Genomic DNA, 20,029 nt, shown 5'->3' on the forward strand with positions numbered 1-20,029 from the left:
CCGCAGAGGCAGGGGAGTGACGGTCGGAAATGGACGCCGCAGCGCAAACGGGCAGGACAGTCGTGGTCATCGGCGCGGGCATCGTCGGCGTCTCGACCGCCGTCTGGCTCCTGCGCGACGGCCATGACGTCATCCTGATCGACCGCAAGGACCCGGGCGAGGGCGCCAGCCACGGCAACGGCGGCGTGCTCGCCTCCTGTTCGGTTGTCCCGGTCACTGTGCCCGGCCTGCTCGCCAAGGCGCCGCGCATGCTGCTGTCGCCGGACCAGCCGCTGTTCCTGAAGTGGTCCTATCTGCCGCGCCTCCTGCCCTGGCTCATCCGCTATCTCGGCCACGCCAATGCCGACGCGGTCCGGCGCCGCGCCGCCGCTCTGCTTCCGATCATCGGCGACAGCCTGGCCGATCACCAGGCGCTGGCCGCGGGCACCGGCGCGGAACAATGGATCGTCCCGTCCGACTACCTCTTTCTCTACAACGATCGCGCCCACTACGAGGGCGATGCCTTCGGCTGGTCGGTTCGCAAGGACCTCGGCTTCCGGTGGGATATTCTCGAAGGCAGGGCCTTCAAGGACTATGACCCCGCCTTCGGCCCCGCGCTGGACCTCGCCGCCCGCCTGACCGGTCACGGCCGCATCGCCGATCCGGGCCGCTACGTGAAGGACCTCGCCGCCCATGCCGGGCGCCAGGGTGCGCGCATCCTGAAGGCCGAGGTCAGCGACATCGTCCGCGAAAACGGCCGCGTGACCGGCGTTCGCGCCAACGGCGAGACGATCGCCTGCGACGCGGCGGTGCTGGCCACCGGCGTCTGGTCAGGCCCTCTTGCCGGCAAGCTCGGCATCCGCGCGCCGCTGGAAAGCGAGCGCGGCTATCACCTCGAACTCTGGGAGCCGACCGTCATGCCGCGCTCGCCGGTCATGGTCGCGTCGGGCAAGTTCGTCGCCACGCCCATGGACGGCCGTCTGCGCCTCGCCGGCATCGTCGAGTTCGGTGGGCTGGACGCGCCGCCCTCGCGCGCGCCCTTCGCCCTACTGGAGAAGAATATCCGCGCCGCCATCCCCGGAATTCGCTGGAAGGAGACGGTCGAGTGGATGGGCCATCGCCCGTCGCTCGCCGATTCCATCCCGGTCATCGGCGTGACGCCGGGCGTGCGCGGCGCCTTCCTCGGCTTCGGCCACGACCACGTCGGCATGACCGGCGGTCCGAAGACCGGCCGCATCCTGGCCCAGCTCGTTGCCGGCCGGAAACCGAATATTGATCTTGCACCCTATTCGCCGTCGCGGTTTGAATAGGGGGCGACACGGGAACAACAACAAGAACAACCATCCAACCACCAACCAAGAATGGGAGACTGACATGAAAAGACTTGCAAGCCTTCTGGCCGCCACGGCCATTTCGACGGCAGCGGCCACCGCGGCCCAGGCCGAGAAGTGGGACATGCCCATGGCCTACGCGGCCACCAATTTCCACTCCGAGGTCGGCGCCGGTTTCGCCAAGTGCGTCACCGAAGCCACCGGCGGCAAGCTGGAGATCGTCACGCATCCGTCCGGCTCGCTGTTCAAGGGCAACGAGATCAAGCGCGCCGTGCAGACCGGCCAGGCCAACATCGGCGAGCGCCTGCTCTCGGCCCATGGCAACGAGAACCCGCTCTACGAGGTCGATTCCATTCCCTTCCTCGTGTCGTCCTTCGACGAGCACGAGAAGCTCTGGTCCATCGCCGAGCCCTATGTCAGCAAGGTGCTCGCCAACGACAACCTGCACTACCTCTACTCGGTGCCGTGGCCGCCGCAGGGCCTCTACATCAACAAGCCGATCAGTTCCGTCGAGGATCTCAAGGGCGTGAAGTTCCGCTCCTATTCGACGGCCACTGCCCGCATGGCGGAACTGACCGGCATGCTGCCGGTCCAGGTCGAGGCCGCGGAACTGAGCCAGGCACTGGCCACGGGCGTGGCGGAGAGCTTCATCTCGTCGGGCGCAACCGGCTATGACCGCAAGGTCTGGGAGCAGCTGTCCAACTTCTACGAAGTCGACGCCTGGCTGCCGCGCAACGCCGTCTTCGTCAACATGGACGCCTGGAACGGCCTCGACGACGCCACCAAGACGGCCATGAACGATTGTGCCGCCAAGGCCTCGGAAGAAGGCCTCGCCCGGTCCAAGGACTACACCCAGTTCACGCTCAATGGCCTGAAGGAAAACGGCATGACCGTCGAGCGTGCCAGCGACAAGCTGATGGAAGGCCTCAAGGCCGTGGGTGCGACCATGACCAAGGAATGGCTCGAGAAGGCCGGTGACGACGGCAAGGCCATCGTCGACGCCTACAAGAACCAGTAAGGCTTCCGAGGGGCCGGCGGCCAGCACGCTGCCGGCCCCTCGACCATCCATTCACGTTCCCGTCGTTTAGACCGCGCAAGGGGGATAGCCATGCTTGCCGCTGGCCGCGTGCTGCGCCGCATTCTCGATGCCCTGTACCTGGCAGGTGGCATCATCGCAGCCTTTTTCACCGTGGCGATCCTCATGCTGATCGTCCTGCAGATGCTGGCGCGCTGGACCGGCCACGTCTTCCCCGGCGCCACCGACTATGCGGGCTACTGCATGGCGGGCGCCTCCTTCTTCGCCTTTGCCTACGCGCTCAATCACGGCGCCCATATCCGCGTCTCGCTGTTCCTCTCGGCGCTTGGCGAAAAGCGGTACTGGGGCGAGGTCTGGTGCTTTGTCATCGGCACCGCCGCCTCCACCTATTTCGCCTGGTACGCGGTGCGCGGCGCCTGGTGGTCCTGGAAGCTGAAAGACATCAGCCAGGGCCTCGATGCGACGCCGATCTGGATTCCGCAGATCTCCATGGTCGCCGGCACGGTACTGCTGGCCATCGCCTTCTGGGATCATCTCGTCCGCCTCCTTGTCACAGGCTCGCATGGCATCACCACCGATGCCGTCAGCCAGAGCCACGCGGAGTGACGCGTCATGGAACAGCTCGCTCCCATCGCGATTTTCCTCTTCGTCCTGTTCCTGCTGCTGGGCTCCGGCGTCTGGGTCGGCCTGTCGCTGCTCGGCGTCGCCTATGTCGGCATGGAACTCTTCACCAGCCGTCCGGTCGGCGATGCCATGATCACCACGATCTGGACCTCGTCCTCGTCGTGGACGCTGACGGCCCTGCCGCTCTTCATCTGGATGGGCGAGATCCTTTACCGGACGCGCCTGTCGGAGGACATGTTCAGGGGCCTGTCGCCCTGGATGGCGCCGCTGCCAGGCGGCCTCGTCCACACCAACATCGTCGGCTGCACCGTCTTTGCCGCGGTCTCCGGCTCGTCGGCCGCCACACTGACGACGGTCGGCAAGATGTCCATTCCCGAGTTGCGCAAGCGCGGCTATCCCGAACGCATGATCATCGGCACGCTGGCCGGCGCGGCCACGCTCGGCCTGATGATCCCGCCGTCGCTGACGCTCATCGTCTATGGCGTCACGATCAATGAATCGATCACCAAGCTCTTCATGGCCGGCGTCTTCCCGGGCCTGGTCCTGGCCGCCATGTTCATGGCCTACGTGGCGATCATGTCGCGGTTCTCGAAGGATTTCACGCCCGACGAGGAACCCGCGATGACCTTCATGGAGAAGGTGAAGAACTCGCGGTTCCTCATCCCGGTCATCAGCCTCATCCTCGTCGTGATCGGTTCGATGTACCTCGGCTATGCCACGGCGACGGAGGCCGCGGCCTTTGGCGTCATCGGCGCGCTCATGCTTGCGGCGTCGCAGGGTTCGCTGACGGTCTCCACCTTTTCCGAAAGCCTCATGGGCGCGGTGCGCACCTCCGCCATGATCGCCCTCATTCTCGCCGGTGCCGCCTTCCTCTCCCTGTCTATGGGCTTCACCGGACTGCCGCGCGGCCTCGCCGATTTCATTGCCTCGCTGGAGCTGTCGCGCTTCCAGCTTCTCATGGCGCTGCTGGTCTTCTACATCATCCTCGGCTGCTTCCTGGATGGCATCTCCTCCGTCGTGCTCACCATGGCGGTGGTCGAGCCGATGATCCGCCAGGCCGGCATCGATTTCATCTGGTTCGGCATCTTCATTGTCGTCGTGGTGGAGATGGCCCAGATCACCCCGCCGATCGGCTTCAACCTCTTCGTGCTGCAGGGCATGACCCATCACGAGATGAACTTCATCGCGCGCGCCGCCCTGCCCATGTTCCTGATCATGGTCGTGATGGTCTTCGTGCTCATCGCCTTCCCGGACCTGGCGACGTGGCTGCCCGACAACATCCGCCAGCGGCCGGGCTGAGCCGCGCATGCAGGATGCCTTTGCCCATGTTGCGGCCGCGCCCTGGGTGGCCGTCGCGGTGGTTTTCATTGCCATGGTCGCCGCCGTCGTCCAGTTCGGCCTCGGCATGGGGTTCGGCCTGACCGCCGCCCCCCTGCTGGCCCTGATCGATCCGCAGCTCGTACCGGTTTCCACGCTCTATCTCGGCCTGGCGACCTCCGCGTGGACCGCGTTTGACGAGCGCGGCGCGGTTGTCTGGCCGGAGGTCTGGACCGCCGCGGTCGGCCGCCTCATTGGCGTGGTCGTGGCCACCGCCGTCCTGGTCTGGATTTCCGACCGCAAGGCCTTCTCGCTGGTCTTCGGCCTGATGGTCGGGCTGGCCGTCCTGCTGTCGGTCGCCGGCTGGCGCCTGAAATTCAGCCGGCCGAGCCTGGTCGCCATGGCCACCGTTTCGGGCCTCATGGGTACCATCACCTCGGTCGGCGCGCCACCGCTGGCCATCGTCTACCAGGATCGCCCGGCCGGCCAGGCACGCCCCACGCTGGCGGCCTTTTTCGCCGTCGGCTGTGCGCTGTCCCTCGTCGGCCTGCACCTGTCCGGCTGGGCCGGACCACGCGATCTCGCCCTGGCACTGATCATGGTACCCGGCATGCTGGCCGGCTGGCTGGTCGCCCGCCTCCTGGCCGGCCGCTTTGACAAGCGCTATCGCCCGGCGCTGCTGACCGTCGCCGCCGTGGCCGCCGTCATCCTCGTCCTGCGCGGATTGGCGTGATGGCAGGCCTGCTGGATTTGCTCGGCTTCTGTGCCCGCCACGGGCGGCTCATCCTGATCGCCGGTCTCGTCGGTGGCATGGCGCTGCCGGACCTCGCCCACGCCATGCGTCCCTGGCTGCAGGAAATGGTCGCGGGCCTGCTGTTTCTGGCGGCGCTGCGCATCGGGCCGCGCCAGGCCTTCGGGTCGCTGGCCGCCTTTCCGCGCACGCTGGGCCTTGCCCTTGTCTACCAGCTCGTCCTGCCGCTTGCTGCCTATGCCCTGTTCGCCGCCGCGGGCATGCAGGCCTCGGGCCTTGCCATGTCCCTTATGCTCATGCTGTCGGGCTCTTCCATTTCCGGCAGTCCGAACCTTGCCGTGCTGACCGGCCATGACCCGGCCCCCGCCTTGCGCCTGCTGGTTCTGGGCACCGCCATCCTGCCGTTGACGGCCTTTCCGGTCTTCGCGCTCCTGCCGGAACTGGGCGGCGCGCTGGCCGTGGCGTCGGCCTCCGCGCGCCTGCTCGCGGTCATCCTCGTGGCCTCCGTGGTGGCCTTCGCCATTCGCGCCTGGCTGCTGCGCAATCCCGGGCCGCGCGTCGTAGCCGCCATCGACGGCCTGTCGGCGCTGGCCATGGCCGTGGTCGTGGTCGGGCTCATGTCAGCGGTCGGTCCGGCCCTGCGCGCGGACCCGTGGGGCTTCGTGCTCTGGCTGGGCGTTGCCTGTGCCGCCAACCTCGGGTTCCAGGTCGCCGCCTTTGCCCTGCTCGGCCGCACCGCCCTGGCGGGCGAGCGGGTGCCGCTGGCCATCATCGCCGGCAACCGCAACATTGCCCTTTTTCTCGTCGCGCTGCCGCCGGCGGTGACCGATCCGCTGCTGCTTTTCATCGGCTGCTACCAGATCCCCATGTACCTGACTCCGGTGCTGCTTGGCTGGCTCTACGCCCGCCCCGTCACGGGCAAGTGACCCGGCCGTGATTGACCTTCGCGCAAGAGGGCGCGAAAACAGCCGGAAATTGAATGGGCCCCATGGCCCGTTCCAGACGGAGTAGTCGCTTGAAACGCCTTTTTGCCCCGCTTTTCGCCGCCATGCTTGGCGCCACGCCGGCCTTTGCCGCCGATCCCGACCCGGCCGACTGGGATGCCGTCCTCGATGCGGCCCGCGGCCAGACCGTCTACTGGAACGCCTGGGGCGGGTCGGAGAACATCAACGCCTACATCGGCTGGGCGGGCGAGGAACTGCAGAACCGCTATGGCGTCACGCTGGTGCAGGTGAAGCTCGAGGACACCGCGACCGCCGTCGCCACCGTGGTGGCGGAGAAGGCCGCTGGCAAGACCAAGGACGGTACCGTCGATCTCGTCTGGATCAACGGAGAGAACTTCGCCTCGATGAAGAAGCAGGGTCTCCTGTTCTCGCCCGGCTGGGCCGACAAGCTGCCCAACTGGAAATATGTCGACGTCGAAAACAAGCCGACCATCACGGTCGACTTCACCATTCCGACCGACGGGCTGGAGAGTCCCTGGGGCATGGCCAAGCTGGTCTTCTTCCACGACAGTGCCCGCACCGATGCGGACTCCATGCCGAAGGACACGGCCGGCCTCCTGGAATGGGCAAGGGCCCACCCGGGCCGCTTCTCCTATCCGCAGCCGCCGGATTTCATCGGGTCCAGCTTTCTCAAGCAGGTCTTGAGCGAGCGCGTTGCCGACCCCGCGGTGCTGCAGAAGCCGGTCGTCGAGGCCGATTTCGACGCGGTCGCCAAGCCGCTCTTCGATTATCTCGACGAGCTTCATCCGCTGATGTGGCGGCAGGGCCGGGCCTTTCCGAAGAACTATCCTGCGATGAAGCAGATGCTCGCCGACGGCGAGGTCGAGATCATCTTCGCCTTCAATCCGGCCGAGGCGTCCAATGCCATCGCCGCCGGTGAACTGCCCGACACGGTGCGTTCCTTCATCTTCCCCAAGGGCACGCTCTCCAACACCCATTTCGTCGCCGTTCCGTTCAACGCGAAGGCCAAGGCCGGCGCGCTGGTGACCGCCAATTTCCTGCTCTCGCCGGAAGCCCAGGTCCGCAAGCAGAACCCCGATGTCTGGGGGGATCCCACGGTTCTGGCCATGGACCGTTTGTCCGAGGAGGACCGGGCCCGATTCGAGGAACTCGACCTCGGCGTCGCAACCCTGCCGCCGGACCGGCTCGGCCCCGCCATTCCCGAGCCCCACGCAAGCTGGATGACGCGGCTGGAGGAGGAATGGACACGCCGCTACGGCGTCGCCAATTGACGCCGCCCGGCCTCGTCCGCGCCGGTTGCCGCCGTTGACCGGGTTCCCGGTCGCCCGCCTGGGACCGCCGCTGGCGATCGCCCTGCTGGCCGGACCGGTCGTTGCCGGTCTCGCCGGAACGCTGGTTCCGGCTTTCGGCTATCTGCCGGCGCTCGGTGGCGACCGCTTCAGCCTTGAGCCGTTCCGCCACCTTTCCGCCCAGCCCGGTCTTGTCCAGTCCTGCCTCGTCAGCCTGTTCGCCGGACTGGCGGCCACGGTCGTGTCGCTGGCCGGCGTCGCCCTCTTCGTCGCCGCCCATGCCGGCACGCCGCTCTTCGGAAGGCTCCAGCACCTGCTCTCGCCGCTGCTCTCCGTGCCCCATGCAGCGGCCGCCTTCGGTCTCGCTTTCCTCGTCGCGCCGTCCGGCTGGCTGGCCCGCATCGTATCGCCGGGCCTCACCGGCTGGACCGCGCCGCCCGACGTCCTTCTCGTCCACGATGCCATGGGACTGGCCATGATCGCCGGACTCGTGGCCAAGGAAATCCCCTTCCTGCTGCTGATCGCGCTGGCTGCGCTGCCGCAGGTCCGCCTGGCCGAAACCCGCCGCCTGGCCGCCTCGCTCGGTCACGGCCGCATCGCCGGCTTCCTCTTCTTCGCCTGGCCGCCGCTCTACCGCCAGCTCCGGCTTGCGGTCCTCGCGGTCCTCGCCTTTTCCACCTCCGTCGTCGATGTCGCGGTTATCCTCGGGCCGGTCGCCCCCGCGCCGCTGGCGGTCAGGCTCGTCGGCTGGATGAACGATCCCGACCTGGCGATGCGCTTCTTTGCCTCCGCCGGCGCCATCTTGCAACTGGGCATCACGGCACTCGCCTGCCTGCTCTGGCTGGCGCTCGAACGCGTCGGCGGCGGCCTCCTCGCCTGGCTGCGCGATGGCGGCTGGCGCGGCCGGCGCGACAGGGCGCTGCGGGCCGCCGCGCTTGTCCTGCCGGGCCTCTCCGCGCTGACGATCGGCGCCGGCCTGGTCCTGCTCGCCATCTGGTCGGTGGCCGGGCTCTGGCAGTTTCCGGACGCCCTGCCGCAGGCATTTACGATGCGCAGCTGGCAGCGCGCCCTGCCGCAACTCGCCGGACCGCTGACGGTCACCTTCACCGTCGGCATCCTGGCGGCGGCCATCGCGACGGTCCTCGCCATTCTCTGCCTGCGCCGCGAGGACGAGACCATGGCGCCTCCCGGCCGCCTTCTGTGGCTGGTCTACCTGCCGCTGATCGTACCCCAGGCGGCCTTTCTTTTCGGCCTGCAGTTGCTGCTGATCGGCATCCGCGCCGAGCCGGGCCTGTCGGCGCTCGTCCTTGCCCATCTCGTCTTCGTCATGCCCTATGTCTTCCTGTCGCTGTCCGATCCCTGGCGGGCCTACGACCGCCGTTACGAGACCATTGCCGCCGGCCTCGGCGCCTCGCGCCTGAGGACGTTCTGGCGCATCCGCATGCCGATGATGGCGCGCGCGGTCCTGGCCGCCGCCGCTGTCGGCTTCGCGGTGTCCGTCGGCCAGTACCTGCCCACGCTTCTGGTCGGTGCAGGGCGGTTGACGACCATCACCACCGAGGCCGTGGCGCTCGCGTCCGGCGGCAACAGGCGCGTCATCGGCGTCTATGCCTTCCTGCAGATGCTGCTGCCGGTCATCGGCTTTGCCATTGCCAGCCTCGTTCCGGCACTGCTATGGCGCAGGCGCCTCAGTTGACCATGGCCGGAACCCGATGACCGCAGCCTGCCCCCTCACGCTGGAGAGCGTTTCCATCGCCCTGCGCGGCCGGGTGCTGCTGTCGGTGTCGGCCACCGTCCTGCCGGGCGAGGTGCTCACTGTCATGGGTCCGTCCGGGTCGGGAAAGTCGAGCTTGCTGGCCTATGTCTCCGGCTTCCTCGACCCTGTCTTCGCCGCGTCCGGCCGCGTGCGGTCGGGAGACCTCGACATCACCGCGCTGCCGCCCGAACAGCGCCACGCCGGCATCCTGTTCCAGGACCCGTTGCTGTTTCCGCACATGAGCGTGGAGCAGAACCTGCTGTTTGCCATTCCGCCCACCGTTGCCGCCCGGGCGGAACGCCGCCGAATCGCCGCCCGGACACTGGACGACATCGGCCTGGAAGGCTTCGGCCCGCGCCATCCCGACACGCTGTCGGGCGGCCAGAAGGCCCGTGTTGCGCTTGCCCGCGTGCTGCTGTCCGATCCGCGCATGCTCTTGCTCGACGAACCCTTTTCCAAGCTCGACGCCACGCTGCGCGGCCAGATGCGCAGCCTCGTCTTTTCCACCGCCAGGCAGTCCGGCCTGCCGGTCATCATGGTCACGCACGATGCCGCCGATGCAGAGGCTGCAGGTGGCCGCGTAGTCGAGGTCGGCGGCGATGCCTGACCTGCCCGTCCTGCCGGTCACCGGAGTCCTGGCGGATCTGGATACCGCCCTTGCCCGGGGGCGCAGCGCGGTCCTCGTGGCACCGCCGGGTGCCGGCAAGACCACGCTGGTGCCGCTTCACCTGCTGAACGCGCCTTGGGCCGCCGCAGGCCGCATCATTTTGCTGGAGCCGCGCCGGCTGGCGGCCCGCGCCGCCGCCCGCCGCATGGCCACACTGTTGGGCGAGGAGGTCGGCGGAACCGTCGGCTATGCCATGCGCATGGACAGCCGCCAGTCCGCCAGGACCCGCATCCTGGTGGTCACGGAAGGCGTCTTCGCCCGCATGGCGCTCGACAATCCCGAACTTGCCGGCGTCTCTGCGGTGCTGTTCGACGAGTTCCACGAACGCTCGCTGGATGGCGATTTCGGCCTTGCCCTGGCGCTCGATATCGCCGCGGGATTGCGTGATGACCTGCGCCTTCTCGTCATGTCGGCCACGCTGGACGGCGCCCGCGTCGCCGCCCTGCTGGACGGGGCGCCGGTCATCGAGAGCAAGGGCCGCGCTTTTCCCGTCGATGTGCGTCATCAGCCGCGCGATCCCGGTGTTCCGGTCGAGGATGCCATGGCAGCGGCCATCCGCCGCGCCCTGGCCGGCGAAACCGGCAGCGTGCTTGCCTTCCTTCCGGGCCAGCGCGAGATCATGCGCACCGCCGAACGGGTGGAAGGAGCGGTTCCCGCCAATACCGATATCGTGCCGCTGTTCGGCGCCATGGACGGCAAGGCGCAGGACATGGCAATCCGCCCCGCGCCGCAGGGCCGCCGCAAGGTCGTGCTCGCCACGTCGATCGCCGAGACGTCGATCACCATCGACGGCGTGCGGATCGTCATCGACTCCGGCCTGTCGCGCCAGCCTGTCTTCGAACCGGCCACCGGCATCACGCGGCTGGAAACGGTCAAGGTTTCGCGGGCTGCCGCCGATCAGCGCGCCGGCCGTGCCGGCCGGACGGAACCGGGCATGGCCATCCGGCTGTGGCAAGAGGGCCAGACCGGCGCACTGACGGCCTTCGCACCGCCGGAAATCCTTGCCGCCGATCTCTCCGGCCTGCTGCTCGACTGCGCTGCCTTCGGCGTCACCGATCCCGCCATGCTTGCCTTTCTGGATCCGCCCCCGGCGCCCGCGCTCGCGGAGGCCCGCCGCCTGCTGCAGTCGCTGGACGCACTCGATTCAGCCGGCCAACTGACTCAGACCGGCAAGGCCATGCGCGCACTCGCCCTGCCGGTCCGCCTGGCCCACATGGTGATCGGGGCCACGGCCGACAGGGCGGCCGGGCAGGCCGCTGCCCTTGCCGTGCTTCTCACCGAGCGCGGGCTTGGCGGCACGGCGACCGATCTTGACCGCCGCCTCGACGGGTTCGCCCGTGACCGTTCGCCTCGCGCGACGTCGGCCCGAAAGCTGGCTGCCGGCATCGCACGCCAGGCGGTCCGGGCCGCCGGCGCCGCTGAGCGGCAGGACGCGACGCCGGGCGCGGGCGAATTGCTCCTGCACGCATGGCCGGATCGCGTCGCCATGGCGCGTGGCGCCCGTGGCCGTTTCCTGCTGGCCAACGGGCGCGGGGCGCGCCTGGAGGAAACCGATCCGCTGGCCGGGGAAGGGTTTCTCGTCGTCGCCGACATGACGGGGATCGCGCAGAACGCGCGCATCCTGGCCGCTGCCGCGGCGAACGAGGCCGCCATCCGCTCCGCGCTCGCCGGCCGCATCGAGCGGCGCACGGGCGCCGAGTTCGACCGCAACACCGGCACGGTCAGGGCCCGGGCCGTCGAGGCCCTCGGCGCGCTCGTCCTCTCGCACAAGCCGCTGGCCGCGCCGACGGGCGAGGAGGCGGTGCAGGCGCTGTTGTCCGCCATTCGCGAACACGGGCTGGAAATCCTGCCCTGGAGCAAGGAGACGCGGACGCTGCGCGCCCGCCTGGACTGGCTCCACCGCGGCCTTGGCGACCCCTGGCCATCGATGGACGAAGACGCCCTGCTGGCCGTTCTGGATGACTGGCTGGCCCCCTTCGTCACGGGTGATGCTTCGCTGGCCGCGTTGAAGCCGCACCTGCACGCGGCCCTGATGTCCCGCGTCCCGCATGACCTTCAACGCCAGCTCGATCGTCTTGCCCCGACCCATTACGATGCCCCCTCCGGCAGCCGGCTTCCGATCCGCTACGAGGACAATGGCCCGGTGCTGGCCATCCGCGTCCAGGAACTGTTCGGATTGACCGACCATCCCTCGATTGCCGGTGGCTCCGTGCCGCTGACGCTGGAACTCCTGTCGCCGGCGCACCGGCCGATCCAGACGACCCGCGACCTGCCTGGCTTCTGGTCCGGCTCCTGGAAGGATGTCCGCTCCGACATGCGCGGGCGCTACCCCAAGCATGTCTGGCCGGAAGATCCCGCGCAGGCGCAGGCGACCAGCCGTGCCAAGCCGCGCGGCACGTGACGGCAAGGCTTGGCGATGACCGATCGGCAGTGCATATAGGCGCCATGGAAACCGTAGCCACGCCCGATCCGGTCACCGCGCGCCGCCTGCGTCTCAACACGCTGATCCGGCTGCGCTGGCTGGCGGTCACCGGTCAGACGATCGCCGTCGTCGTGGTGCATTTCTGGCTCGACTTTCCCTTTCCGATCCTGCTCTGTCTCGCGCTGATTGCCTGTTCGGCCTGGCTCAACATCTTCCTGGCATTTCGCTACCCTCCGACATTTCGCCTGTCGGAGTCGGCATCGCTCGGGGTGCTTGCCTTCGATGCGCTGCAACTGGCCGGCCTGCTCTACATGACCGGCGGGATGACCAATCCCTTCTCCATGCTGCTCATGGTACCGGTGATCATTTCCGCCGCCTCGCTGCCGGTCCGTCACACGCTCATGCTGGGTCTGCTCGTGCTGGCCGCCGCCTCGCTTCTGGCCGTGCTGCACCTGCCGTTGCCCTGGCTCGATGGCCGCGACCTGCCGCTGCCCTTCCTCTACGTGGCCGGCATGTGGATGGCGCTGGTTTCCAGCCTCGCCTTCACCGGCATCTACGCGTTTCGCGTTGCCGACGAGGCGCGAACGCTGGCCACCGCGCTGGCATCGGCCGAACTGGTGCTGCAGCGCGAGCAGCACCTGTCCGCGCTCGATGGCCTGGCCGCCGCCGCCGCCCACGAACTCGGCACGCCGCTGGCGACCATTGCCCTCGTGGCGCGCGAAATGGAACGCGATCTGCCCGACGATTCACCGCTGCGCGAGGATGTCGGCCTCCTGCGTTCCCAGTCGCAGCGATGCCGCGACATCCTGCGCCGGCTAACCAGCCTGTCGAGCGAGGGCGAGATGCACATCGGCCGCCTGCCGCTGTCGTCGCTGGTCGACGAGGTGGTGGCGCCGCATCGCGAGTTTGGCATCGAAATCCGCCTTCTGCCCGAACCGGGCGATGGTCCGGAACCGGTGCTCAAGCGTAACCCGGGCATGATGTACGGATTGGGCAACCTGCTGGAGAACGGCGTCGATTTCGCAAACGCTTCGGTGTCGATCGCCTGGGGCTGGACCGTGGACGAGATCTGGATCGAGATCACCGATGACGGGCGCGGCTATTCGCCGGAAATCCTCGCCCGCATCGGCGAGCCCTACACGACGTCCCGGGCGGGCAGCGAGCAGTCGTCCGGCGGCGGGCTGGGCCTCGGCCTGTTCATCGCCAAGACGCTTCTGGAACGATCGGGGGCGACGCTCTCCTTCTCCAATGCCTGGCGGGACCGGCTGGGGGCGCGTGTGCGTGCCCGGTGGAGCCGCGACACCATCGAGGCGCCGGTTGATCTGGCGCAAGGGAATGACTTGATAAATCCTGCATAGGACTTGCATCTTATGGCCGCGGCAGATTGGCGCGCGACACTGCAACGCAAACGAGGAGTGCAGAATGAATGATCTGGAAGACGAGGCTGGACCGGTTTCGGTCGAAGGCGCAAGGCTTCTGATCGTCGAGGACGACAAACCGTTTCAGACGCGCGTGGTGCGGGCCATGGAAAGCCGCGGCTTCGAGGTGCTCGCCGCCGATTCGGTGGCCCAGGCCCTGGCGCATGTCGAGGCGGGCGCTCCCGACTATGCCGTTGTGGACATGCGGCTTGGCGACGGCAATGGACTGGACGTGGTCGAGGCGATCCGCAAGGTCCAGCCCGATGCCCGGATCATCGTCCTGACCGGCTATGGCAACATTGCTACCGCGGTCACGGCGGTCAAGTTGGGGGCGATCGACTATCTCGCCAAGCCGGCCGATGCCGACGAGATCTTCGCCGCGCTCGTCCGCGATCCGGACGGCAAGGCCGAGGTGCCCGAGAATCCCATGTCGGCTGACCGGGTTCGATGGGAGCACATCCAGCGCGTCTACGAGGCCTGCGACCGCAACGTCTCGGAAACCGCGCGCCGCCTCAACATGCACCGCCGGACGCTGCAACGGATCCTGGCCAAGCGCGCGCCGAGGTAGCATCAAGCAGGGGGCCGGGTCCTTCGTGAGGAGAGGTTCCGGCCGGAAGCTGTTTCCGGGTTTGCTTGACAAGCGCGGCGGCGGGAGTTCGTGCCAGTCTGGAAAATGGCGGATAGACGTCAGGGCAATTCCGGCTTTCGCTGCATCGCTCCAAGGCTCTTCGCTGTCGTTCTTACGCAGTTCCGGACGCGAAACCGGTGTCTGCTTTCGCGGGAATTGCTCTAGCCCGCGTCCCCGGTGTCGATGGTGATGCCGGCCCATTCGGCCGCCAGAAGCCGCTGCGCCCCGATCCGGGCGAAACGCGCGGTCATGGCCTTTCGCCGGGCGGGCGCCAACCGGTGTTCCGGCGCTTCACGCATCAGTTCCGCGCCATAGCCGTCCGACAGGAAGAACCCGGCATCGTCGGGGAAGATGTCGGCCGGGACGTCCGGATGGGTCGCGAAATAGAACCGGTCGCACCAGTCCCGGTAATCAGGCCATTTCTTGTCCGTGCGGAAATCTTCCACTGACGACTTGATCTCGACGATCCAGAAGTCGCCCTTGTCGGTCATGACCATGAGGTCGGCACGCCGCCCCGTGGCCAGCGTCACCTCGGCCAGCATGACCGCTTTCATCTCGTTGAGCAGGCGCTGGACTCCGCGCCGCACCAAGAGCGCCCGCGCGGACTGGCGGCCATCGGATAGCGGGTTGGAAAAGGATGTCGCGACTAGGGCCATAGGGAGAACATGCCATGAACAGACGGATTTGGAAAGGCCGCTGCCCGATCGCCGCAGGCATCAACGCGCAGCGGGCATCCCACGCATCATATGCGGGCGGCAAGGCAAACGGTGCCTGTTCCGTCCGCCTGGCGGGCCGGATTCTTGCGCGGGCACGCCGATATTCATGAGAAAACTTGCCTTCGATATTTTCCGAAGATCATAATATTGAAATAGCTTTGTTTTTCTGTGGCGGAAAAACCATAGGTCATCACTGGACTCGCCGGGTAACGGTTTCGCGCGCCCATTAACCACTTGGCAACCATAAAATTCCGATATTAATTTCTGTGTTTGAATTATGGCTCGATTCGAGCTTGGCCATGTTTGAGGGACCGGGATCCACAATGAAGTTCAAATCTATCGCCGTCGCCATGGGCGTCACGCTGGCAGCTGCGCTGGCCGGCTGTTCGGGAACCGCCATCCGCACCTATTCCACGTCCTACGGCGTCGTGAAGGACGCGGGCTACCAGCTTCCGCGGATCCCGATTTCCAAGGTTCCGCAGAAATATCACCGCCAGATGATCCGCTACGAGACCAAGGAAAAGCCGGGCACGGTCATCGTCGATACCGATGCGAAGTTCCTCTACTATGTCATGGATGATGGCCGGGCCATGCGCTACGGCATCGGCGTCGGCCGCGAGGGCTTCGAGTGGTCCGGCACGGCGCGCGTCGGCATGAAGCGGGAGTGGCCGACCTGGACGCCGCCGTCCGAGATGATCAAGCGTGAGCCCAAGCTGGCCAAGTATCGCGACGGCATGGATCCCGGCCTTCGCAATCCGCTGGGTGCCCGCGCCATGTATCTCTTCAACAAGAAGGGTGACACGGGCTATCGCCTGCATGGATCGCCGGAATGGAACTCCATCGGCGGCAACGTCTCGTCGGGCTGCATCCGCCTGATGAACCAGGACGTGATCGATCTCTACAATCGCGTCGAGGTCGGTGCCAAGGTCATCGTCATGTAACTCTGCCCGGTCCGGGCGGAAACGGAAAAGCCGGGCCTCGAGCCCGGCTTTTTCATGCGACGAGGCAGCCGTGGCCCGGTATCAGGCCACCTGCTCGACCTGCTCCACTTCCGGTACGAAATGGCGCAGCAGGTTCTGGATGCCATGCTTGAGCGTGGCCGTCGACGACGGGCAGCCCGCGCAGGCGCCCTTCATGTGCAGGTAGACAGTACCGTTCTCGAACCCGCGGAAAGTGATGTCACCCCCGTCCTGGGCGACGGCCGGCCGCACGCGCGTGTCGAGCAGTTCCTTGATGGTCACCACCAGGTCCTCATCGGCCTTGTCGTAGAACTCTTCGCCCGAAGCGAGATCCGCCCCGGCGCCTTCGTCGGCGGCCATGACCGGCGCGCCGGTCATGAAATGCTCCATGATCGCGCCGAGAACGGCCGGCTTGATGTGCTGCCAGTCCGGACCCTCGTCCTTGGTCACGGTCACGAAATCATAGCCGAAGAATACGCCGGTCACGCCCGGCACGCCGAAGAGGCGCGCGGCGAGCGGCGAACGGGCCTCCGCGGTCTCGCTGTCGCGGAAATCCGCGGTACCATCCGCAAGGACAACCTGTCCCGGCAGGAATTTGAGCGTCGCCGGATTTGGCGTCGCTTCCGTCTGGATGAACATGTCAAAACCTCCATGCGTCCTGCGGGTCAAGGTCCGCAGACCGTATCATCGGGGTTCGTTTAGAACCATTCCAAATGTAAGGCGGTGCGAGGCGAACGGCAAGTACGCCTCACGCCAGGCTTTCGATATCCTCGTCGGTCACGCTGGCCGGCACGACCGTTACCGGGATCGGGAAGGGCGCACCCTTGCCCGCGACCGACGCGACTAACGGGCCCGGACCTTCCGTCGAGGTTCCGGCGGCCAGCACGAGGATGGCAATGTCCTGGTCCTCTTCGATCAGCGCATGGATCTGCTCGGACTTCTTGCCTTCGCGAATCACCAGTTCCGGCTCGATCCCGAGCGAGGCCCGAATCCGCTCCGCCTGCGAGTTGAGGGCCTCGTTGGCCGCGGCTTCGCTTTCTTCGCGCATGATCTGCTCGACGCCGAGCCAGTGCTGGAAATCCCCCGGCTCGATCACGTAGACCAGCACCAGCGCGCCGCTCGTGTTCAGCGCCCGCCGCCCGGCATAGGCGACCGCGCGCTCGCATTCCGGTGTTCCGTCAATGACCGCAAGAAACTTGCGACGATGCCCCGCCTCGTGGCTCAGCCGTCTCGAGACCATGCTTGAATGTCCTGTTCTTACCCTCTCGCGGGACGCACATTGCCATTGCCGGCACGCCGCGGCAAGCAGGGCTGCCACCGCCGGACGCCATGGCCCCGCGGTCCGTCCCGGCCACCTCCGGCGATCAGTTGGTCAGCAGCCCCATGATCTTGCGCACGTCGCGCATCGTCGGCTCGGCCAGTGCCGATGCCCGCTCGCCGCCGTCGCGCAGCACCTGGTCAATGTGGCTGCGATCCGCCATCAGGCGGCGCATCTCGCCAGCGATCGGGTCGAGCTTGGCGACGGCGAGATCGGCGAGCGCCGGCTTGAACTCGGAGAACTGCTTGCCGCCGAAATCGCGCAGCACATCCTCGCGGCTCATGTCGTTGAGCGCGGCATAGATGCCCACAAGGTTGGCTGCCTCCGGCCGCCCTTCGAGGCCCTGGACCTCGGAGGGAAGCGCGTCCGGATCGGTCTTGGCCTTGCGGATCTTGCGCGCAATCGCCTCTGCCTCGTCGGTCAGGTTGATGCGCGACAGGTCGGACGGATCGGACTTCGACATCTTTTTCGTACCGTCGCGCAGGCTCATCACGCGCGCCGCCGGGCCCTCGATGATCGGTTCGGTGATCGGGAAATAGCCGTTGACCACTTCCTCGCCGACCTTCATCTCCACCCCGAGCCCGAGGTCCGCAATGCGGTCGGAATAATCGTTGTTGAATTTCTGGGCGATATCGCGCGTCAGTTCCAGGTGCTGCTTCTGGTCATCGCCCACCGGAACGTGCGTCGCACGGTAGACGAGGATATCGGCGGCCATCAGGTTGGGATAGGCGAACAGGCCGACCGAGGCGTTTTCGCGGTCCTTGCCGGCCTTTTCCTTGAACTGCGTCATGCGGTTGAGCCAGCCCATCCGCGCCACGCAGTTGAACACCCAGGCCAGTTCGGCGTGCTGGACGACGCGCGACTGGTTGAAGACGATGTGCTTGCTGGGGTCGATGCCGGCAGCGAGATAGGCGGCGGCGACCGAGCGCGTGGCGGCCATCAGGTCGGCCGGATCCTGCCACACGGTAATGGCATGCATGTCGACGACGCAGTAGATGCACTCGTGGCTGTCCTGCAGCGCGACGAACTTGCGGATGGCGCCGAGGTAGTTGCCGAGCGTGAGATTGCCGGTCGGCTGGACGCCGGAAAAGACGAGGGGCTTGAAGCTGCTCATGGGCGTGAGGTCCTGTGAAGCTGGTGGAGGGCTCCGGCGCGGCACCATGCCCCGCAGGCGTTTCGGCCCGGCTTATGGCCGAGCCGGCGGGCCGGATCAAGCCCTGTGCAAGCATGCCTGTCCAAGTGTTGCCGGATGTTGCCGGAAAGCGTCAGCCTTCGGACTTTGCCGCCGTCTTGCGCCGCCGCCGCAGCGCGCCCGTCAGCTCCCGCCGGTCGAGGCCGCCGGTCAGGATGACGAGGCCGAAATAGACGACCATGGCCACCAGCACGGTTCCGGCCGTTGCCGCGAGGCGGACGCCGAGCGAGGGGCTGGCAAACCAGTCCGGCAGCGCCTGTTGCATGGCGTAGACGATCGCCCCCATCACGGCCGCTGAGACGACGATCATGATCACCCGCCGCAGCGTGGTCGGTGACGGCCGGAAATCGTTCCGGCGCCAGAGCGTGCCGGCGAGGAGGACGAAGTTGACCCAGGCCGAGATGGCGGTCGCCGCAGCGATGGCGACATGGCCGAGCGATGTGAAGAAGACAAGCGAAAAGCCGATGTTGACCGCCACGGCGACAATGGAGAACCAGAGCGGCGTCTTCATGTCCTCGCGGGCAAAATAGGCCGGCTGGAAGACCTTGATCAGCACGTAGGCCGGCAGGCCCGCGGCGAAGGCGGCCAGTGCCTGCGAGGTCAGCCGCGTCGTCTCGGCGGTGAAGGCGCCGCGCTCGTAGAGCAGGTTGACCAGCGGATCCGGCATGACCATGAAGCCGACGGCGGCCGGCAGCGTCAGGCCGAGCGCGAATTCCAGGCTGCGGTTCTGCAGGTGCTGGGCCTCGCGGTCGTCCTTGGCCGCCAGCGCCCGGGCCAGTTCGGGCAGCAGAACGACCCCGATGGCAATGCCGATCACGCCGAGCGGCAACTGGTTGATTCGGTCGGCGTAGTTCAGCAGCGCGATGGCGCCATCCTGCGCCGAGGCGATGATGCGGCCGACCATGATGTTGATCTGCACCACGCCGCCGGTGATGATCGCTGGCCCCATCAGCGCCAGCAGCCGCTTGACCTCCGGCGTGAGCGACGGCCGGATGAGACGCAGCGTCAGCCCCTCGCGCGCAACGCCCGTGGCCAGCAGGCCAAGCTGCGCGAAGCCCGATGCGAAGACGCCCCAGGCCATCCAGTAGCCGGTCGCCGCCGGCGCGGCGCCGAGCCAGAGCGCCGCGGCCACCACAGCGACGAGGATCACGTTGAGCAGCACCGGCACTATGGCAGCAAGGAAATAGCGGCGCAGCGAGTTCAGGATGCCGGAGAACATCGCCACGAGCGACATGCAGAACAGGTACGGGAACATGATCCGTGTCATGTCCACCGTCATGGCGAACTTGTCGGGAGTGTCGGCGAAAAGCGGCGCGACAACCGTGGCGACAAGGCCGGGCATGAAGAGGATGGCAAGGCCGGACAGCAGCAGCAGGACGGCCGAGAGCGCTGCCAGCACCTGTTCGGCGAACCGCCGCGCGCCCTCCAGTCCGCCCCGCTCGACCTCCTTGGCGAACAGCGGCACGAAGGCGGAGTTGAACGCGCCTTCCGCGAACAGCCGCCGGAACAGGTTGGGAAAGCCAAAGGCGGCATAGAAGGCGTCGGCGACCGGCCCGGCGCCAAGCGCGGCGCCGATCAGCGCCTCGCGCGCAAAGCCCAGGACACGGCTCGCCATCGTTGCGGCGCCGACGCTGGCGAATTTCTTGACGAGACTCATGGCC

18 protein-coding genes are annotated in these 20,029 nt (G+C 67.2%); 13 read left to right on the plus strand and 5 right to left on the minus strand.

Annotated features, from left to right (window positions below; all coding sequences use genetic code 11):
- The first annotated feature begins 29 nt into the window (after positions 1-29).
- The 12 genes from CSC94_RS01460 to CSC94_RS01515 all read left to right on the plus strand — a co-directional run bounded on the left by CSC94_RS01460 (position 30) and on the right by CSC94_RS01515 (position 14,123).
- A complete protein-coding gene (locus CSC94_RS01460) occupies positions 30-1,289 on the plus strand; it encodes an NAD(P)/FAD-dependent oxidoreductase (RefSeq protein WP_099303004.1) in 1,260 nt (419 codons plus the stop codon).
- Between the two features lie 64 nt (positions 1,290-1,353).
- Positions 1,354-2,328, plus strand: coding sequence for a TRAP transporter substrate-binding protein (locus CSC94_RS01465; protein ID WP_099303006.1), 975 nt, complete (start codon positions 1,354-1,356; stop codon positions 2,326-2,328).
- 90 nt (positions 2,329-2,418) lie between these two features.
- A complete protein-coding gene (locus tag CSC94_RS01470; RefSeq protein ID WP_099303008.1) occupies positions 2,419-2,952 on the plus strand; it encodes a TRAP transporter small permease in 534 nt (177 codons plus the stop codon).
- A 6-nt stretch (positions 2,953-2,958) separates the two neighbouring features.
- Positions 2,959-4,269, plus strand: a complete 1,311-nt coding sequence (locus CSC94_RS01475; RefSeq protein WP_099303010.1) for a TRAP transporter large permease — start codon at positions 2,959-2,961, stop codon at positions 4,267-4,269.
- A gap of 7 nt (positions 4,270-4,276) precedes the next feature.
- The gene (locus CSC94_RS01480; RefSeq protein ID WP_099303012.1) at positions 4,277-5,020 is read left to right on the plus strand and encodes a sulfite exporter TauE/SafE family protein; all 744 of its coding nucleotides are present in this window, start codon (positions 4,277-4,279) and stop codon (positions 5,018-5,020) included.
- Positions 5,020-5,964, plus strand: a complete 945-nt coding sequence (locus tag CSC94_RS01485; protein ID WP_099303014.1) for a hypothetical protein — start codon at positions 5,020-5,022, stop codon at positions 5,962-5,964. Before CSC94_RS01480 ends, CSC94_RS01485 begins: the two co-directional genes overlap by 1 nt.
- Positions 5,965-6,086: 122 nt before the next feature.
- On the plus strand, positions 6,087-7,274 hold the full coding sequence (locus CSC94_RS01490; RefSeq protein ID WP_205853223.1) for an ABC transporter substrate-binding protein: 1,188 nt from the start codon (positions 6,087-6,089) through the stop codon (positions 7,272-7,274).
- 34 nt (positions 7,275-7,308) lie between these two features.
- Positions 7,309-8,988: an ABC transporter permease gene (locus CSC94_RS01495; RefSeq protein ID WP_099303016.1), complete on the plus strand. Its 1,680-nt coding sequence runs from the start codon at positions 7,309-7,311 to the stop codon at positions 8,986-8,988.
- A 16-nt stretch (positions 8,989-9,004) separates the two neighbouring features.
- The gene (locus tag CSC94_RS01500; protein WP_099303018.1) at positions 9,005-9,655 is read left to right on the plus strand and encodes an ATP-binding cassette domain-containing protein; all 651 of its coding nucleotides are present in this window, start codon (positions 9,005-9,007) and stop codon (positions 9,653-9,655) included.
- On the plus strand, positions 9,648-12,116 hold the full coding sequence (gene hrpB, locus CSC94_RS01505) for an ATP-dependent helicase HrpB (protein ID WP_099303020.1): 2,469 nt from the start codon (positions 9,648-9,650) through the stop codon (positions 12,114-12,116). Before CSC94_RS01500 ends, hrpB begins: the two co-directional genes overlap by 8 nt.
- A 44-nt stretch (positions 12,117-12,160) precedes the next feature.
- The gene (locus CSC94_RS01510) at positions 12,161-13,495 is read left to right on the plus strand and encodes an ActS/PrrB/RegB family redox-sensitive histidine kinase (RefSeq protein WP_099303022.1); all 1,335 of its coding nucleotides are present in this window, start codon (positions 12,161-12,163) and stop codon (positions 13,493-13,495) included.
- 64 nt (positions 13,496-13,559) lie between these two features.
- Positions 13,560-14,123, plus strand: a complete 564-nt coding sequence (locus CSC94_RS01515) for an ActR/PrrA/RegA family redox response regulator transcription factor (RefSeq protein ID WP_099303024.1) — start codon at positions 13,560-13,562, stop codon at positions 14,121-14,123.
- Between the two features lie 221 nt (positions 14,124-14,344).
- Here the strand turns inward: CSC94_RS01515 and CSC94_RS01520 are convergent, their stop codons facing one another.
- Complete coding sequence (locus CSC94_RS01520; protein WP_099303026.1) at positions 14,345-14,839, minus strand: MmcB family DNA repair protein; 495 nt, start codon at positions 14,837-14,839, stop codon at positions 14,345-14,347.
- Positions 14,840-15,222: 383 nt separating this feature from the next.
- Between CSC94_RS01520 and CSC94_RS01525 the strand changes: the two genes are divergently transcribed.
- Positions 15,223-15,840: a L,D-transpeptidase gene (locus CSC94_RS01525; RefSeq protein WP_099303028.1), complete on the plus strand. Its 618-nt coding sequence runs from the start codon at positions 15,223-15,225 to the stop codon at positions 15,838-15,840.
- A gap of 81 nt (positions 15,841-15,921) precedes the next feature.
- Here CSC94_RS01525 and CSC94_RS01530 read toward each other — a convergent pair whose 3' ends face one another.
- The 4 genes from CSC94_RS01530 to murJ all read right to left on the minus strand — a co-directional run bounded on the left by CSC94_RS01530 (position 15,922) and on the right by murJ (position 20,025).
- Positions 15,922-16,497, minus strand: coding sequence for a NifU family protein (locus tag CSC94_RS01530; protein WP_099303030.1), 576 nt, complete (start codon positions 16,495-16,497; stop codon positions 15,922-15,924).
- Between the two features lie 109 nt (positions 16,498-16,606).
- The gene (locus CSC94_RS01535) at positions 16,607-17,098 is read right to left on the minus strand and encodes a universal stress protein (protein WP_099303032.1); all 492 of its coding nucleotides are present in this window, start codon (positions 17,096-17,098) and stop codon (positions 16,607-16,609) included.
- 124 nt (positions 17,099-17,222) lie between these two features.
- Complete coding sequence (trpS, locus tag CSC94_RS01540; protein ID WP_099303034.1) at positions 17,223-18,290, minus strand: tryptophan--tRNA ligase; 1,068 nt, start codon at positions 18,288-18,290, stop codon at positions 17,223-17,225.
- A gap of 151 nt (positions 18,291-18,441) precedes the next feature.
- Positions 18,442-20,025: a murein biosynthesis integral membrane protein MurJ gene (gene murJ, locus CSC94_RS01545; RefSeq protein WP_099303036.1), complete on the minus strand. Its 1,584-nt coding sequence runs from the start codon at positions 20,023-20,025 to the stop codon at positions 18,442-18,444.
- Between the last annotated feature and the right edge of the window lie 4 nt (positions 20,026-20,029).

It is taken from the genome of Zhengella mangrovi (assembly GCF_002727065.1).
Taxonomy (GTDB): domain Bacteria; phylum Pseudomonadota; class Alphaproteobacteria; order Rhizobiales; family Rhizobiaceae; genus Zhengella; species Zhengella mangrovi.

What these genes read in the sequence shown, in the direction of transcription:
- CSC94_RS01460 (WP_099303004.1), top strand. Translation starts at nt 30, where the DNA reads ATGGACGCCGCAGCGCAAACGGGCAGGACAGTCGTGGTCATCGGCGCG.
- CSC94_RS01465 (WP_099303006.1), top strand. Translation starts at nt 1,354, where the DNA reads ATGAAAAGACTTGCAAGCCTTCTGGCCGCCACGGCCATTTCGACGGCA.
- CSC94_RS01470 (WP_099303008.1), top strand. Translation starts at nt 2,419, where the DNA reads ATGCTTGCCGCTGGCCGCGTGCTGCGCCGCATTCTCGATGCCCTGTAC.
- CSC94_RS01475 (WP_099303010.1), top strand. Translation starts at nt 2,959, where the DNA reads ATGGAACAGCTCGCTCCCATCGCGATTTTCCTCTTCGTCCTGTTCCTG.
- CSC94_RS01480 (WP_099303012.1), top strand. Translation starts at nt 4,277, where the DNA reads ATGCAGGATGCCTTTGCCCATGTTGCGGCCGCGCCCTGGGTGGCCGTC.
- CSC94_RS01485 (WP_099303014.1), top strand. Translation starts at nt 5,020, where the DNA reads ATGGCAGGCCTGCTGGATTTGCTCGGCTTCTGTGCCCGCCACGGGCGG.
- CSC94_RS01490 (WP_205853223.1), top strand. Translation starts at nt 6,087, where the DNA reads ATGCTTGGCGCCACGCCGGCCTTTGCCGCCGATCCCGACCCGGCCGAC.
- CSC94_RS01500 (WP_099303018.1), top strand. Translation starts at nt 9,005, where the DNA reads ATGACCGCAGCCTGCCCCCTCACGCTGGAGAGCGTTTCCATCGCCCTG.
- hrpB (WP_099303020.1), top strand. Translation starts at nt 9,648, where the DNA reads ATGCCTGACCTGCCCGTCCTGCCGGTCACCGGAGTCCTGGCGGATCTG.
- CSC94_RS01510 (WP_099303022.1), top strand. Translation starts at nt 12,161, where the DNA reads ATGGAAACCGTAGCCACGCCCGATCCGGTCACCGCGCGCCGCCTGCGT.
- CSC94_RS01515 (WP_099303024.1), top strand. Translation starts at nt 13,560, where the DNA reads ATGAATGATCTGGAAGACGAGGCTGGACCGGTTTCGGTCGAAGGCGCA.
- CSC94_RS01520 (WP_099303026.1), bottom strand. Translation starts at nt 14,839, where the DNA reads ATGGCCCTAGTCGCGACATCCTTTTCCAACCCGCTATCCGATGGCCGC.
- CSC94_RS01525 (WP_099303028.1), top strand. Translation starts at nt 15,223, where the DNA reads ATGAAGTTCAAATCTATCGCCGTCGCCATGGGCGTCACGCTGGCAGCT.
- CSC94_RS01530 (WP_099303030.1), bottom strand. Translation starts at nt 16,497, where the DNA reads ATGTTCATCCAGACGGAAGCGACGCCAAATCCGGCGACGCTCAAATTC.
- CSC94_RS01535 (WP_099303032.1), bottom strand. Translation starts at nt 17,098, where the DNA reads ATGGTCTCGAGACGGCTGAGCCACGAGGCGGGGCATCGTCGCAAGTTT.
- trpS (WP_099303034.1), bottom strand. Translation starts at nt 18,290, where the DNA reads ATGAGCAGCTTCAAGCCCCTCGTCTTTTCCGGCGTCCAGCCGACCGGC.
- murJ (WP_099303036.1), bottom strand. Translation starts at nt 20,025, where the DNA reads ATGAGTCTCGTCAAGAAATTCGCCAGCGTCGGCGCCGCAACGATGGCG.